The following is a 14,648-nucleotide window of genomic DNA, read 5'->3' on the forward strand; positions in this document are numbered from 1 at the left end:
AGCCTGCCGCCGATCCGGCGCCCGCACCGGCCGCGCCGGCCCGCCAGCGATGCGCAGCCGCTCGTCGCCACGCCGCGCGACGACAATCACCGTGCAACGGCCCCCGCGAAGGCGGCGGACGCCGGCACCGCTCATTAACGGAGAAAGGCATGCAATTCGACAAGCGCGCCTGGCTCGACAAGATCAAGCAGATGTTCGCGGGCTTCGACCGCCCGCTCGCCCTCATCGTGTTCCTGCTGCTGTGCGTCGGCATCGTCACGCTGTACAGCGCGGCGATCGACATGCCGGGCCGGGTCGAGGACCAGCTGCGCAACATCCTGCTGACGTTCGTGCTGATGTGGGTGATCGCCAACATCCCGCCCACGACGCTGATGCGCTTCGCGGTCCCGCTCTACACGTTCGGGGTCGCGCTATTGGTCGCGGTCGCGCTGTTCGGGATGACCAAGAAGGGCGCGAAGCGCTGGCTGAACGTCGGCGTCGTGATCCAGCCGTCGGAAATCCTCAAGATCGCGACACCGCTGATGCTCGCGTGGTACTACCAGCGCCGTGAAGGCGGGCTGCGCTGGTACGACTTCATCGCCGCGTTCGGGATCCTGCTGGTACCGGTCGGGCTGATCGCGAAGCAGCCCGACCTCGGCACCGGCCTGCTCGTGTTCGCGGCCGGCTTCTTCGTGATCTACCTCGCCGGCCTGTCGTTCAAGCTGATCGTGCCGGTGCTCGTCGCGGGCGTGATCGCGGTCGGCTCGATCGCCGTGTTCGAAGAGCGCATCTGCCAGCCCGAAGTGCAGTGGCCGCTGATGCACGATTACCAGAAGCACCGCGTGTGTACGCTGCTCGACCCGACTTCCGACCCGCTCGGCAAGGGCTTCCACACGATCCAGGCCGTGATCGCGATCGGCTCGGGCGGCGTGCTCGGCAAGGGCTACCTGAAAGGCACGCAGGCACACCTCGAATTCATTCCGGAGAAGCACACCGACTTCATCTTCGCGGTGTTCTCCGAGGAATGGGGGCTCGTCGGCGGGCTCGTGCTGCTGACGCTGTACATGGCGCTGATCGCACGCGGGCTCTATATCGCCGCGCAGGGCGCGACGTTGTTCGGCCGCCTGCTTGCGGGCTCGCTCACGCTCGCGTTCTTCGTCTATGCGTTCGTCAACATCGGGATGGTGAGCGGCGTGCTGCCGGTCGTCGGCGTGCCGCTGCCGTTCATGAGTTACGGCGGCACCGCGCTCACGACGCTCGGCATCGCGATCGGGATGATCATGAGCGTCGGGCGGCAGCGGCGGTTGATGAAGAGTTGACCGCGCGGCACGCACCGCATAAAGAAAAACGGCGCTTCGGCGCCGTTTTTTTTCGACCGCGGATGACAAATGCGGCCACGCAGTGCCGCGCGGCGCGCGCCCCCGCTCACGGCGGCGGCGCGTGCGCCCCGCCCGGCTCCGCGCCGGCGCCCGATGCCGGCCCCTGCGCCTTCAGCCGAGCGCTCAGCTCCTTGAATTTCAGCCCGGCCGTCTCGTCGCCCTGCGCGGCGGCCGCCGCGTAATACGCCCGCGCGATGTTGAGGTTCTGCGCGACGCCGTCGCCACCGCGCTCGTAGAACGACGCGGTCACGTACTGCGCGGTCGGCTCGCCCGCGTCCGCGGCCTGCTTGTACCACGTGAACGCCTGCCGGTTGTCGCGCGGCGTGCCGCGCCCGTCGAGGAACTGGTTCGCGAGCGACAGCTCGGCCTGCACGTGCCCCTGCTTCGCCGCCCGCAGGAACCAGCGGTGCGCTTCGGCCGGGTCGCGCGCGACGAACTCGCCGTCGTCGAACATCCGGCCGTACACGTACTGCGCATGCGACATGTTCGCGTCGGCCGCGCGCTTCAGCCAGCGCAACCCTTCGTCGACGTTCGCGGTCACGCCTTCGCCCGTCAGCAGCATCATCGCGTAGTTGAATTGCGCGAGACGGTCGCCGCGCTCGGCCGCGTCGTGGAACTGCACCAGCGCCGCACGATAGTCGCCGGCGTTGTAGTCGGCGACCGCCGACTGCGTCTCGTGCGTCGGATCGGGCTTCGCTTGCGGCGCGCCCTGCGCGGCGGCCGCAATCCACACGACCCACAGGCCGAGCACCGCGCCGACCTGCCCGCGCCTCCCGCTCCCACCCTGCGCGCGCCCACGGCACCCGCCATCGCCACCGTTCATGACCGCACCTCCTGCAGCGCCTGCCGCGTGGCGCGCAACAACCAGCTGACGTCGGCCGACACCGTGATCATCCGGTAGCCGGCGTCGCGATACTGGCGCGCGGCCGCCGTATCGCCCGCGAAGATCCCGACCGCGACGCCGGCCTGCCGGCCGGCCGCGAGCACGCGCGCCATCGCGGTTTCGACGTCCGGGTGACGGATGTCGCCAAGGTGCCCGAGGCTCGCCGCAAGATCGGCGGGGCCGACGAACAGGCAATCGATGCCGGGCAGCGCCGCAATCCGCTCGACTTCATCTACGCCGCGCGCCGATTCGATCTGCACGATCACCGCAACCTGCGTATTCGCCGTCTGCACGTAGTCGCGACGCATGCCGAACGCCGCCGCGCGCACCATGCCCGCGACGCCGCGCAGCCCGTCCGGCGAATCGGGCGACGGATAGCGCGTGAGCCGCACCGCGTGCGCGGCGTCGTCGAGCGTCTCGATGCAGGGAAACATCAGCGTGCGCGCGCCCGCATCGAGCGCGCGCTTCACGAGCCACGGCTCACGCGCCGGCACGCGCACGACGGGCTCGCTCGGCAGATGGGCGGCGGCAATCGCGCGCAGCTGCGATGCAACATCGCGGCTGTCGTTCGGTGCGTGCTCCATGTCGATGCAGAGCCAGTCGTAGCCGGCATGCGCGAGCGCTTCCGCGGCCGAGTCGCTGCCGAGCGACAGCCACAGACCGTACAGCGGCTCGTCGCCGTCGCGCAGGCGTTGTTTGAGGGAATTGGTGAGCGTGCTCATCGATACGGCCTCCTGGACGGAACGGCAATCGAACGGGACAAGCAACGGGCAAAGCGGAGCGCGACATGCCGGGCAGCGATGCACGGCGGCGCCAGGACCGGGCCCTGGAACGTTGGTCGGCCGTGGGCGGCCGATCTGACAGCGCCGGCCGCACGACTCGCGCACGGCAGCGTTTTTCGGCGCCACGCAACGATCATAGCGCGGCGTTACGCGGAATGTGGGAACGGACGGGGAGCGAGGCGAGACGAGGCCGCGGGGTGCGGCGGCAGGCAGCCCGCGCCGGCTGGCGGGGCTGCCGGAAAGGCGGGATCAGCGGCCGGGCTGGCGCTCGACGTCGGCCCAGCAGTTCGGCGTTTCGTACAGGCGCACGCGCTCGAGCCGCAGGTTCACGCCGTAGTGCGCGTCGTACACGTTCGCGAGGATGTCGAACGCGATCGCCGCGAGGTTCTCGACGGTCGGAATCCGGTCGATCACGACCGTCTTGTGGTCGGCCATCTGCTCGAGGAACGAGCGCACGACGTCATCGCGCGCATAGACCAGGAACGCGTGGTCCCACTTGCCGACCAGGTGCTCCATCGCGAGTGCCTTCACGTCGGCGAAATCCATCACCATGCCGCGGTCGGGCGCCCCCTCGGTATCGACGAGATCGCCGCGCAGCGTGACTTCGAGCACGTAGCGATGGCCATGCAGGTTCCGGCACTGGCTGCGGTGGTCGGGAATGCGGTGGCCCGCGTCGAATTCGAGTTTTCGGGTAATCAGCACGATGTCAAAAGCCGGGGCTCAGGGAATGTTCAGATATTTGTGGGTCTGCATCGACAGCCGCCACTGCGGATGACGCTTGCACCAGTCGATCGCGAGCTTCGTATTGAGGTCGCGCGACGGGCCGTCCATCGGCTGGACGAGGTAATACTCGAAGTCGAGCTTCGCGTAGTCGGCCAGCCGCTGGTTGTCCTGCGGGATCACGACCTTCAGCTCGTTGCCCTTCGTGACGACGAGCGGCGCGTCGGCCTTCGGGCTCACGCAGATCCAGTCGATCGATTCGAGCACCGGCAGTGAGCCGTTGGTCTCGATCGCGATCTCGAAGCCGGCCGCGTGCAGCGCGTCGACGAGCGGCTGGTCGAGCTGCAGCATCGGCTCGCCGCCCGTGCAGACGACGAAGCGGTGCGCCTCGCCCTCCGGCCACAGGCCGGCGATCGTCGCGACGAGTGCTTCGGCATCCTTGAACTTGCCGCCGTTCTCGCCGTCGGTGCCGACGAAGTCGGTATCGCAGAAGCGGCACACGGCCTCCGCACGATCCTCTTCGCGGCCCGACCACAGGTTGCAGCCGGCGAACCGGCAGAACACGGCCGGCCGGCCCGCGTTCGCGCCCTCGCCCTGCAACGTGTAGAAAATTTCCTTGACCGCGTAAGTCATCGTCCTTCGTCCGGCTCGCGCCGCTCGCTGTCGATCAGAATCCGTTAATCACCAGGCGCTGCCGTTGCTGCTGCATCACAGCGGCGCTTCGGTCACCCGCTCGCCCTTCAGGTACGCCTCGTAGCCGCGCTTGCGCAGCTTGCAGGCCGGGCATTCGCCGCAGCCGAAGCCCCAGTCGTGCAGTTCCGCGCGCTCGCCCACGTAGCACGTGTGCGTCTCGACGCGGATCAGTTCGACGAGCGCTTCGCCGCCGAGCTGTTCGGCGAGCTGCCAGGTTTGCGCCTTGTCGAGCCACATCAGCGGCGTCTCGAGCACGATGCGGGTATCCATCCCGAGGTTCAGCGCGACCTGCAGCGCCTTCATCGTGTCGTCGCGGCAGTCGGGATAGCCCGAGAAATCCGTCTCACACATCCCGCCGACCAGCACGCGCAGCCCGCGGCGATAGGCGATCGCCGCGGCGATCGTCATGAACATCAGGTTGCGGCCCGGCACGAACGTGTTCGGCAGGCCGTTCGCCGCCGTCTCGATCTCGATCGTGCGCGTCATCGCGGTATCGCTGATCGCACCGAGCACCGACAGGTCGATCATGTGATCGTCGCCGAGCCGGTCCGACCAGGCGGGAAAGTCACGCTTCAGCGCTTCGCGCACGCCTTCGCGACATTCGAGCTCGACGCGGTGGCGCTGGCCGTAATCGAAGCCGAGCGTCTCGACCGTCTGGTAGCGTTCGAGGGCCCATGCCACGCACGTGGCCGAGTCCTGCCCGCCGGAAAACAACACGAGCGCGCCGTCTTTAGCGTCTGTCCGAATCACCGTGATACTCCGTGAATGTGTAGGCTCGCGTCGCGCTGCGCCCCGGGGCCGGCTGCCGCCGGGCGGCCCGACGCGTGCCGGCCTGGGCCGGCTCGACCAGTATAGGCAGCGCAATCGGCCGCGAACGCGGCGGAGCGCTTATACCGCCCATCGCGCGGCATCGTTGCCGCGCGCCACGGCGGCGCCACGCTGGCGGCCTGCCGTGCGCATGAAGCGATGCGCTAAGTTATTGAGCGGACACGGATTTTATCATGCCCTCACGAACACTGCCGGGCACGCCATCCCACGCCATGCATCACGCAAACCCCACCACAAACGAAAAACCCCAAGAATCTTCCGACTCTTGGGGTTTTAATTCTGGTGGCCTGGGTCGGAATCGAACCAACGACACGCGGATTTTCAATCCGCTGCTCTACCAACTGAGCTACCGGGCCAACGAAGAAGAGAAAGTATATCCACCCTTCGTTACTTGATCAAGTACTTTCACGAAATATTTTATACGGCGCCTTCGGACGGCTTCTTGCCGAGCTCGACGCCGAGCTGCTTGAGCTTGCGATACAGGTGCGTGCGCTCGAGGCCCGTCTTCTCCGCGACGCGCGTCATGCTGCCGTTTTCGCGCGCGAGGTGATATTCGAAGTACGCGCGCTCGAACGCGTCGCGCGCTTCGCGCAACGGGATGTCGAACGGAATCGCGGCCGTCTGGCCCGCGAGGCCGAGTGCCGAAGCCATGTCGTCGCCGAGCGTCGGCAGCGCGGCCGCGGACGCTACCGCCGCGGGCCCCGCCGCCTGCCCCGCACCGGCCTTCGCCGCCGCGTTCGCGGACACCGGCGCCGCTCCGCGTGCGAGACCGTGCTCGACGGACTTCAGCAGCTTCTGCAGCGCGATGGGTTTCTCGAGGAAATCGAGTGCGCCGATCTTCGTCGCCTCGACGGCCGTATCGATCGTCGCGTGCCCGGACATCATGATCACGGGCATCGTCAGCAGCCCCTGCGCCGCCCACTCCTTGAGCAACGTCACGCCGTCGGTATCGGGCATCCAGATATCGAGCAGCACGAGATCGGGCGCCTGATTCAACCGGTATTCCCGCGCGGCCTGCGCGTTCTCCGCCGCCTCGACGACGTGTCCTTCATCGCTGAGGATCTCCGAGAGCAATTCCCGGATGCCCATTTCATCATCTACCACCAGGATGGTTGCCATTTACGCTGCCTTTGTCTGCTCACTTGCTTTTGTCTTGGCGGGGGCCGCCCCGTCCTGCACGCCCGATTCGGCGCCTGGCGCATCGCTCGCCATCTGCAGGAACAGGATCGACACCTGCGCACCCTCGACGGTCTCGCCGTGCATGCGATTGCGCAGATCGATCCGCGCACCGTGCTCATCGACGATCTTCTTGACCGTGGCCAACCCCAGACCCGTGCCCTTCGCCTTCGTCGTCACATAAGGCTCGAACGCGCGAGTCAGGATGCGCGCCGGAAAACCGGGCCCGTTGTCGGACACGGTAAGACGTACCGCGACGCGCGTTTTGCCCTCGGCGTCGGGATCGCCATATTCTACTGTCTTGGTTTCGATCAACACACGCGGATGCGCCGACTCCGCGACCGAATCCTGCGCATTCTGCAGCAGGTTGTGTATCACCTGGCGCAGTTGCGTCGCGTCACCGCGTATCACCGGCAGCGACGGCGCGAGCTCGGCGACGATCGCGCTCTTGCCTTCGCCCACACCGTACAGCCCGAGCACCTCGCTCGCCAGTTCGTTCAACTGCAGGTTCGAGAGCACCGCCGGCGGCGTGCGCGCGTATTCGCGGAAATCGTCGACCATCCGCTTCATCGCGGCGACCTGATTGACGATCATCGTCGCGCCGCGCTTGAGCACATCGGCATCGGGCGGTGCGAGCTTGTCGGAGAGCTTCATCTGCAGCCGCTCCGCCGACAGCTGAATCGGCGTCAGCGGATTCTTGATCTCGTGCGCGAGCCGGCGTGCGACCTCGCCCCACGCGACCGAACGCTGCGCGGAAATCACGTCGGAGATGTCGTCGAACACGACGACGTAACCGGACGTCTGCGGATCGTCGGCCTGCCCCTCGACCGTCGACACGAGGCGCGTGCCGCGCACGAGCAAGGTCAGCGGATCGGCTTCGCCCGGCACCTCGATCGCGAACTGCTGCTGCCAGTGGCCGCGATCGCCGCTGCCGCCGTCGGATGCCGCCTCGCGATCGGCGAACGCCTTGCGCACCATCGCGCCGAACCCGGCGGCCACGCCGATCCGGTCGAGCGTCGTGCCGATCAGCGCATTGAACGGCTGCCGGAAGATCCGTTCGGCACCGCGATTGGCCGTCGTCAGCCGGAACTGCCGGTCGAGCACGAACACGCCGGCCGTCAGGTTCGCGAGGATGCTCTCGAGATACGTCTTCGAATGCTCGAGCGCGACGCGGTTCTTCTCGACGGCGAGCCGCGCCTCGGACAACTGACGCGTCATCGCATTGAACGACTGCGTGAGGAAGCCGAGTTCGTCGCGCGTCTTGATCTCGCGCTTCGGCGTGTAGTCGCCTTCGGTGACCTCCTTCGTGCCCTGCGCGAGCAGGAACAGCGGCCGCGCGAGCTGCTGGCCGAGCGCGAGCGCGAGCATCATCGCGATGAAGGTCGCGAGGAACAGTGCAAGCGTCAGCGTGCCGATGTACATCTTGCGCAGCCCCGTGCGGCCGAGCGACTTTTCCTGGTACTCGCGATACGCGCGCTGCACGGCGTCCGCATTGTGGGCAAGCGTCGGCGGCACCGGCTGCGTGAGCTGCAGGAAGCGTTCCGCCGGCTGCAGCAGCGACGTCGATGCATCGGGAATCGGCCGCACGACGCGCAACCGCAGCGCGCCCTTCGCGCCGTGCGCGCGCGGGTCGCCGTCGACTTCACCCTCGATCGCCGCGTACGCGCCGTGTTCGCGCGCCTGGTTCAGCATCAGCGGCGTCGGCAGGTCGTCCGGAATGAGTGCCGCGAAATTGCCCGACGCCTGCGCGACGATGTGCAGGTCGGGCGCCGCACCCGAGCCGCCGCGGCTCGGCTCGACGATCGTCGCGTCCTGCACGCCGAACTGGTCGCGCAAGCGCAGCAGCGTGAGCGTCGTGCCGTTCGTGTTCGCATCGACGCTCGCGAGCTGGTCGGACATCAGCCGCGCCTTCGTCTGCAGATCGGACAGCGAAGCATCGAGCATCCCGCGGCCGAGGTTCAGGCCGGCCGTCAGCGCCGTCTCGACGTTCACGTCGAACCACGACTCGATACTGCGCGACACGAACTGGTACGACACGATGTAGATGATCCCGCCCGGCACCACACCGACCAGCGCGAAGAACACCGCGAGCTTCGCGAGCAGCCGCGTGCCGAACTTGCCCTTCCTCAGGCGCACGACGATCATCCCGATCAGCCCGAGCACCACGAGCAGGAACACGAGCGCGACGACGATGTTCGTCGCGTACAGCCACGAGTAGTAGCGGTCGAAGAATTCGGTGTTCGCGCTCGCGGCCGCGAGCAGCACGAGCAGCAGCAGCGCGGTCAGCGCGACCGTCGAGACGATCACGCGGATGAGGAGGCTCTTCCCGCTGGCCGCGCGGCGCACTTTATTTAGCACGTTCGGTCACCGTGAAGTTGAAGCGCTTCCAGTCGGACCCGAGCGTCCAGTCGCGATTGTTCACGGCATCGACCTGGAACGGCTTCGGCATCAGCGCCGTATCGAGCTGCATCCGCACCGATGCCGTGTAGGTTTCACCCGCGCGCACCTGGTTGCGGTCGATCACGTGCCACGACGTGATGTGCCGGACCACCGCGAGCGCATCCTTCAGCGACGGGAAGCCGAGCTGCAAGCCGCCCGTCGACACGCGGTACTCGCGCGTGAGCGGCTGGAACGACAGGCGGATCGTCTGCGTGACCGCCACCGGCTGCTCGTCGAACCAGTACCAGCGCGCACGGCTCAACTCGAAGTCGGTCGTGAAATAAAGCGGAATGCCCTTGTTGACGGCATCCTCGAGGTTCGGGTTCAGCTCGAAATCGAAGCGTGCGTCGAGCGCCCAGCCGCTTCCGTCAGACTGGAGCGACGCGCGCTGCACGGCGATCGACTCGGCCTGCGCCGGCCGGACGACAGCCAGGCACAGCGTCAACGCGACCATCAGGACGGCCGCGAGCCGAAGTGGAAAAAGGTGTTTGATCGTCACCGTTTCTGAAACCGCGCGTAGAAAAATCCGTCGTGATCGGTGTTCTGGTCGAGTGCGCCGGCGGCCGCCCCTCCCTGCACTCCGCCCGGCAGCAGCTGGCCGGGGGCGTCCAATCGTACCGCATCTTCACAGGCCGCTTCAAACCAGCGGGCCTGCAATTCGCCTTCCTCGGGGAAGACCGAACAGGTCACGTAAAGCAGTTCGCCGCCCGGCTTCGCGAGCGGCCACAACGCCGCCAGGATGCGGCGCTGCTCCGCGACGAGCGCCGGGATGTCGGCCTCGCGGCGCAGCCAGCGAATGTCGGGGTGCCGCCGCACGATGCCGGACGCCGAGCACGGCACGTCGGCAAGGATGCGGTCGAACGGGCGCCCGTCGTACCACGCGTCGGGGGCACCCGCATCGCCGACCCGCACGTCCGCTTCGAGCGACAGCCGCACGAGGTTCTCGCCGATCCGTGCCGCGCGCGCGGCGTCGCTTTCCAGCGCGACGACGTCCGCATCGGCCAGTTCGAGAATATGGCCGGTCTTGCCGCCGGGCGCCGCGCATGCGTCGAGCACGCGCATGCCGTCGCACACACCGAGCCATTCGGCTGCGAGCTGCGCGCCGGCGTCCTGCACCGACACGACGCCGTCGGCAAACCCCGGAATGCGATCGACCGGCAGCGCCGACGCGAGCCGCACTGCATGCCGGCCGATCGCGGTCGCTTCGATCCCGTTCTCGCGCAGCGTCTCGAGATACGCGTCGACGCTCGCGCGGCGCGCGTTCACGCGCAGCGTCAGCGGCCCTTGCCGCTCGCCGGCCGCGAGGATCGCCTGCCATGCGTCGGGCCAGGCGCGCTGCACCGAATCGACCCACCACGCGCGGTAGTTCCAGCGCGCGACGACATCGTCCTGCAGCGCCGCGACGAGCGCGTCGCGCTCGCGCAGGAAACGGCGCAGCACCGCGTTGACCATCCCCTTCGCGAACGCGCATTCGCGGCGTGCGCCGATCACGGTCACGGCCTGGTCGACCACCGTGAACGCCGGATACGCGGCCTCGTCCGCCGGATCGAGCAGCAGCGCGAACGCACCGGCGAGCACCGCGTGCACATAGGCGGGCGGCGCCTTGCTGATGAGCCGGCCGATCAGCCAGTCCGCGCTGCCGAGGCGGCGCATCGTCCGATAGGCGACGTCCTGCGTCGCTCCGCGCGCGAGCGCCTGCGCACCGGACGGCATTTGCGCAAATACCGCCGACAGCGCCGCCGGCAGCGCGGTGCCGCGCCGCACCGCATCGACCGCCTGCGCGGCCGCGTCGAGGGCGAAGCCGAGCGAATCGGGCGCGAGATGCAGCGCGGACAGGCGCGCCGGGCGGCCGGAAGAAGACGGAGCGGTAGAACGGGTTCGTGTCATCGGAGCAAATTCGGCAAACAAGCGCGGCAAACGGGTACAGCAAGCAAATGCGGCAAACGGCGGGATCGCGGCGCCCGTGGGCCCTGCAATCCCAAACCGGGCATTGTAGCGTGCGATGCTGCAGGCCCTTTGGCCCCTTTACGGCACGCGCAAATGAAACACCCCGCAGCGCGAAGCGTGCGGGGTGGTGTGGCGGCCCCCGCGCGGCAACTGCCGCACGGTGTGCCGTGGCTTAGTCGAAGCGGCCGGTACGCGCCATCTCCATCAGGCGCGCGATGCGCTCCTCGGTGGCCGGGTGCGTCGAGAACAGATTCTGCAGGCCGCCGCCGTGCAGCGGGTTCATGATCATCATCTGCGCGGTGGCCGGATGCTGCTCGGCCGCCTGGAACGGGATGCCCGCCGCATAGCGATGGATCTTGTCGAGCGCGGTCGCGAGCGCTTGCGGATCGCCGGAAATCTGCGCGCCGCCGCGGTCGGCCTCGAACTCGCGTGCCCGCGAAATCGCCATCTGGATCAAGGCGCCTGCGATCGGTGCGAGCAGCGCGACCGCGATACCCGCGATCGGGTTGGCCGGCCGGCCATTCTCGTCGCGCCCGCCGAAGAACATCGCGAAGTTCGCGATGGCCGAGATCGCGCCCGCCATCGTCGCGGTGATCGTCGAGATCAGGATGTCGCGGTGCTTCACGTGTGCGAGCTCGTGCGCCATCACGCCGCGCATCTCGCGCTCCGACAGCACGCGCAGGATGCCCGTCGTGGCGGCGACTGCCGCGTGCTCGGGGTTGCGGCCCGTCGCGAACGCGTTCGGCGCATCCTCGTTGATCAGGTAGACGCGCGGCATCGGCAGGTTCGCGCGCGTGGCCAGCTCGCGCACCATCCGGTAGAACTGCGGCGCCGTGTTCTCGTCGACTTCCTGCGCGTTGTACATGCGCAGCACCATCTTGTCCGAGAACCAGTAAGAGAAGAAATTCATGCCGAGCGCGAACAGCAGCGCGATCGTCATGCCCCGCGAGCCGCCGATCATCCCGCCGATCACGATGAACAGGGCCGTGATCGCGGCCATCAGCATCGCCGTTTTGACCCAATTGAACATACCCACTCCTTATCCGTCAGGGGACCCGCCGCGCATCAAAGGGCACGGCGGAAAATTGTAAGCATTTTGTTAGATAAGGTCTTGCCGGAAAAATTCAATCTCACCGTTGCGATGTTGCAAGACGAAGCCCGAGGCCGACGAAAGCGCTGCCGACCGTGCGGTCGAGCCACTTCTTGACGCCCGGCTTGCCGGAGAAGCGCGCCGTGACACTGCCCGCGACCCACGCGACGAGGCTGGTCCATACCGTGCTCATCGCGACGAACACGCCGCCGAGGGTCAGGAACGCCAATGCCTTGTGCGGGCTGTCGGCCGACACGAACTGCGGGAAGAACGACACGAAGAACAGCACGACCTTCGGGTTCAGCACGTTGGTCCAGAAGCCCTGCATGAACAGCTGGCGCAGCGGCTTCGCGGCTTGCGCCGCCGCGCCCGACGGCTCGGCCGCCTGCTTCGCGATGATCATCCGCACGCCCAGGTAGATCAGGTAGGCGGCGCCGACCAGCTTGATCACCGTGAATGCGGCAGCCGACGCCGCGAGCAGCGCGGTCAGGCCGAATGCGCAGGCGAGCGCGTGAACGCAGCAGCCGGCCGAAATGCCGAGCGCCGACATCAGCCCCGCACCGCGGCCCTGCGCGACGCTGCGGCCGACGATATAGGCCGTATCGGGGCCAGGCGTGACGTTCAGCAGGAAGACTGCCAGCACGAAGAAGCCGAAATGGGTGATGCCGAACATGAAAACCTCGAAACCGGAGAGCGCAGGGAAATTCTACGCGCCCCTGCCGCGCCGCGCGACTCGGCCATCCGGCCGATTGCGCATGCCCGGCAGGCCGTGTCGAATGGCGGTCAGGCCGCGTCAGGCAACGTCGGTCAGCGCGAAACGCTGGCCTGCGGCGAGCGGCGAGCCGGCCAGGAATTCGCGCGCGGGCAGCCGCTTGCCGCCCGGTTTCTGCAATTGCGTGATGCGCAGCGCACCGCTGCCGCATGCGACGACCACGCCTTCCGGCGCGGCTTCGACGATCGTGCCGGGCGCCGCGTCGCCGCGCGCCGCCACCGGCTCGGCCGCCCACAGCTTGATCGCCGCGCCGTCGAGCGTCGCGACGCCGCCCGGGAACGGATCGAACGCGCGCACCTGGCGCGCAAGCACGTCGGCCGGCTTGCGCCAGTCGAGCGCCGCTTCGTGCTTGCCGATCTTTTCGGCATAGGTCACGCCGTCGGCCGGTTGCGGTGTCGCCGGCAGCACACCGTCGCGCTCGAGCTTCACGAGCGCGTCGACGATCAGTCGCGCGCCTTCGGCGGCGAGCCGGTCGTGCAGCGTCGCGGTCGTCTCGTCGGGCGCGATCGCGATGCGCGCTTCCTCGATCATCGCGCCGGTGTCGAGGCCGATGTCCATCTGCATCAGCGTGACGCCCGTCTCGGCGTCGCCGGCCTCGATCGCGCGGTGGATCGGCGCGGCGCCGCGCCAGCGCGGCAGCAGCGACGCGTGAATGTTGATGCAGCCGTCGCGCGGAATGTCGAGCACTTCCTGCGGCAGCAGCAGGCCGTATGCGGCGACCACCATCACGTCATGTGGCGTCGAGCGCAGCAGCTCGATCGCGTCGGCCGCCTCGGCCGGGTACTTGCCCGCGCGGCGCAGCGACGGCGGTTGCGCGACGGGCATCCCGTGCTCGACGGCGTAGCGCTTTACCGCGCTCGCCTGCAGTTTCATCCCGCGCCCGGCAGGGCGATCGGGCTGGGTGAGCACGAGCGGCACCGGAAAACCGGCCTCGTGGATCGCGGCGAGGGCAGCCGCGGCGAATTCCGGCGTGCCGGCAAAAACTACGCGCAACGTATGGGTCATGACAGCGTTCGGGGTCGGGCTGGGCGAACGCGCGTTACATCGCGCGTTCGAGTTTCTTCATCTTCGTCTTGATGCGCGTCTGCTTGAGCGGCGACAGATATTCGACGAATACGCGCCCCATCAGGTGATCCATCTCGTGCTGGACGCACACGGCCAGCAAGCCCTCGCAGTCGAGCTCGAACGTCTCGCCCTGCTCGTTGAGCGCACGCACGCGCACATGATCGGGACGCTCGACTTCGTCGTAGATGCCGGGCACCGACAGGCAGCCCTCTTCATAGATCTGCTTTGCATCGCTCGACCACACGATCTCGGGGTTGATGAACGCGCGCAGCTCGTTCTTCTCCTCGGAGACGTCGATCACGATCACGCGCTCGTGCACGTCGACCTGCGTGGCGGCAAGGCCGATGCCCGGCGCCGCATACATGGTCTCGGCCATGTCGGCGACGAGCTTGCGGATCCGGTCGTCGACCTTGTCGACGGGCTTCGCGACCTTGTGCAGCCGCTTGTCGGGGTAATGAAGAATATTGAGTAAAGCCATGGCGTTCGGTATTCGGTGGAGCGGCGTGCCGCATCGGCCATCCGGCCGGCTGGCGCTGCCGCCGGGATGCAATGAAGATGAGGCGGACGCGCGGCGAATCAATGCCGCGGATCACGCCTCCTGCAATTGGCCGGGCGCCTGCGCGCGCGGCCCTGTCGAGTATTTCGGATGATGAAAATTTTATCATGGCGCCACGCGGTCCGCTGGCCACCGCATTCGAGGGGCGCCTCATGTCGCCGCAAGCGCTGACCACCTCCGCGGTGCGCGCGTGGCTGCAGCTCGCGCATGCGCCCGGCCTCGCCCCCGCCGCGCTGCAGGCACTGCTCGACGCGTTCGGCTCACCGGACGCGCTGCTGCGTGCGCCCGACCACGCCATCGCCGCCGTAACCAGCGCCGCCGCCGCCCTGGCCGTGCGCG

14 protein-coding genes, 1 tRNA gene and 1 pseudogene are annotated in these 14,648 nt (G+C 67.9%); 2 read left to right on the top strand and 14 right to left on the bottom strand.

All coding sequences use genetic code 11. From position 1 onward, the window contains the following. Positions 1–149: 149 nt before the first annotated feature. Positions 150–1,298 carry a rod shape-determining protein RodA gene (rodA, locus tag F3J15_RS34470; RefSeq protein WP_039353786.1) on the top strand — a complete coding sequence of 383 codons (1,149 nt, stop codon included), beginning with the start codon at positions 150–152 and terminating at the stop codon, positions 1,296–1,298. Positions 1,299–1,404: 106 nt separating this feature from the next. On the opposite strand, the gene F3J15_RS34475 is transcribed toward rodA, so the two are convergent. The 14 genes from F3J15_RS34475 to def form a co-directional block, all read right to left on the bottom strand. Next, positions 1,405–2,181: a tetratricopeptide repeat protein gene (locus F3J15_RS34475; protein WP_166896872.1), complete on the bottom strand. Its 777-nt coding sequence runs from the start codon at positions 2,179–2,181 to the stop codon at positions 1,405–1,407. After that, a complete protein-coding gene (locus F3J15_RS34480; protein WP_166896874.1) occupies positions 2,178–2,963 on the bottom strand; it encodes an aldolase/citrate lyase family protein in 786 nt (261 codons plus the stop codon). Before F3J15_RS34480 ends, F3J15_RS34475 begins: the two co-directional genes overlap by 4 nt. A 309-nt stretch (positions 2,964–3,272) precedes the next feature. Then, positions 3,273–3,725, bottom strand: coding sequence for a 6-carboxytetrahydropterin synthase QueD (gene queD / locus F3J15_RS34485; RefSeq protein WP_011353563.1), 453 nt, complete (start codon positions 3,723–3,725; stop codon positions 3,273–3,275). An 18-nt stretch (positions 3,726–3,743) separates the two neighbouring features. Further along, positions 3,744–4,376, bottom strand: a complete 633-nt coding sequence (queE, locus tag F3J15_RS34490) for a 7-carboxy-7-deazaguanine synthase (protein ID WP_011353564.1) — start codon at positions 4,374–4,376, stop codon at positions 3,744–3,746. A gap of 75 nt (positions 4,377–4,451) precedes the next feature. Further along, complete coding sequence (gene queC / locus F3J15_RS34495; protein WP_014895698.1) at positions 4,452–5,186, bottom strand: 7-cyano-7-deazaguanine synthase QueC; 735 nt, start codon at positions 5,184–5,186, stop codon at positions 4,452–4,454. Between the two features lie 358 nt (positions 5,187–5,544). Then, positions 5,545–5,620 (bottom strand) — tRNA-Phe (locus F3J15_RS34500). Positions 5,621–5,681: 61 nt separating this feature from the next. Further along, the gene (gene esaR / locus F3J15_RS34505; RefSeq protein WP_021163978.1) at positions 5,682–6,383 is read right to left on the bottom strand and encodes a response regulator transcription factor EsaR; all 702 of its coding nucleotides are present in this window, start codon (positions 6,381–6,383) and stop codon (positions 5,682–5,684) included. Next, the gene (gene esaS, locus F3J15_RS34510) at positions 6,384–8,798 is read right to left on the bottom strand and encodes a sensor histidine kinase EsaS (protein ID WP_124581959.1); all 2,415 of its coding nucleotides are present in this window, start codon (positions 8,796–8,798) and stop codon (positions 6,384–6,386) included. Further along, complete coding sequence (locus F3J15_RS34515; RefSeq protein WP_069249149.1) at positions 8,788–9,378, bottom strand: DUF4390 domain-containing protein; 591 nt, start codon at positions 9,376–9,378, stop codon at positions 8,788–8,790. Before F3J15_RS34515 ends, esaS begins: the two co-directional genes overlap by 11 nt. Next, on the bottom strand, positions 9,375–10,766 hold the full coding sequence (rsmB, locus tag F3J15_RS34520; RefSeq protein ID WP_166896876.1) for a 16S rRNA (cytosine(967)-C(5))-methyltransferase RsmB: 1,392 nt from the start codon (positions 10,764–10,766) through the stop codon (positions 9,375–9,377). Before rsmB ends, F3J15_RS34515 begins: the two co-directional genes overlap by 4 nt. 232 nt (positions 10,767–10,998) lie before the next feature. Next, positions 10,999–11,856: a zinc metalloprotease HtpX gene (htpX, locus tag F3J15_RS34525; RefSeq protein ID WP_089446641.1), complete on the bottom strand. Its 858-nt coding sequence runs from the start codon at positions 11,854–11,856 to the stop codon at positions 10,999–11,001. Between the two features lie 100 nt (positions 11,857–11,956). After that, positions 11,957–12,589, bottom strand: a complete 633-nt coding sequence (locus tag F3J15_RS34530; protein ID WP_166896878.1) for a LysE family translocator — start codon at positions 12,587–12,589, stop codon at positions 11,957–11,959. A gap of 120 nt (positions 12,590–12,709) precedes the next feature. Beyond that, positions 12,710–13,693, bottom strand: a complete 984-nt coding sequence (gene fmt / locus F3J15_RS34535; RefSeq protein ID WP_166896880.1) for a methionyl-tRNA formyltransferase — start codon at positions 13,691–13,693, stop codon at positions 12,710–12,712. A gap of 34 nt (positions 13,694–13,727) precedes the next feature. Then, positions 13,728–14,231: a peptide deformylase gene (gene def / locus F3J15_RS34540; RefSeq protein WP_006477461.1), complete on the bottom strand. Its 504-nt coding sequence runs from the start codon at positions 14,229–14,231 to the stop codon at positions 13,728–13,730. A gap of 185 nt (positions 14,232–14,416) precedes the next feature. Here def and F3J15_RS34545 point away from each other — a divergent pair. Further along, positions 14,417–14,648, top strand: a pseudogene (locus F3J15_RS34545) (DNA-protecting protein DprA); the annotation flags it as partial.

The sequence above is a fragment of the Burkholderia sp. Ap-955 genome, assembly GCF_011753045.1.
GTDB lineage: Bacteria > Pseudomonadota > Gammaproteobacteria > Burkholderiales > Burkholderiaceae > Burkholderia > Burkholderia lata_D.

Coding starts and splice junctions, on each gene's coding strand:
- rodA (WP_039353786.1), top strand. CDS start 150: ATGCAATTCGACAAGCGCGCCTGGCTCGACAAGATCAAGCAGATGTTC.
- F3J15_RS34475 (WP_166896872.1), bottom strand. CDS start 2,181: ATGAACGGTGGCGATGGCGGGTGCCGTGGGCGCGCGCAGGGTGGGAGC.
- F3J15_RS34480 (WP_166896874.1), bottom strand. CDS start 2,963: ATGAGCACGCTCACCAATTCCCTCAAACAACGCCTGCGCGACGGCGAC.
- queE (WP_011353564.1), bottom strand. CDS start 4,376: ATGACTTACGCGGTCAAGGAAATTTTCTACACGTTGCAGGGCGAGGGC.
- esaR (WP_021163978.1), bottom strand. CDS start 6,383: ATGGCAACCATCCTGGTGGTAGATGATGAAATGGGCATCCGGGAATTG.
- rsmB (WP_166896876.1), bottom strand. CDS start 10,766: ATGACACGAACCCGTTCTACCGCTCCGTCTTCTTCCGGCCGCCCGGCG.
- htpX (WP_089446641.1), bottom strand. CDS start 11,856: ATGTTCAATTGGGTCAAAACGGCGATGCTGATGGCCGCGATCACGGCC.
- F3J15_RS34530 (WP_166896878.1), bottom strand. CDS start 12,589: ATGTTCGGCATCACCCATTTCGGCTTCTTCGTGCTGGCAGTCTTCCTG.
- fmt (WP_166896880.1), bottom strand. CDS start 13,693: ATGACCCATACGTTGCGCGTAGTTTTTGCCGGCACGCCGGAATTCGCC.
- def (WP_006477461.1), bottom strand. CDS start 14,231: ATGGCTTTACTCAATATTCTTCATTACCCCGACAAGCGGCTGCACAAG.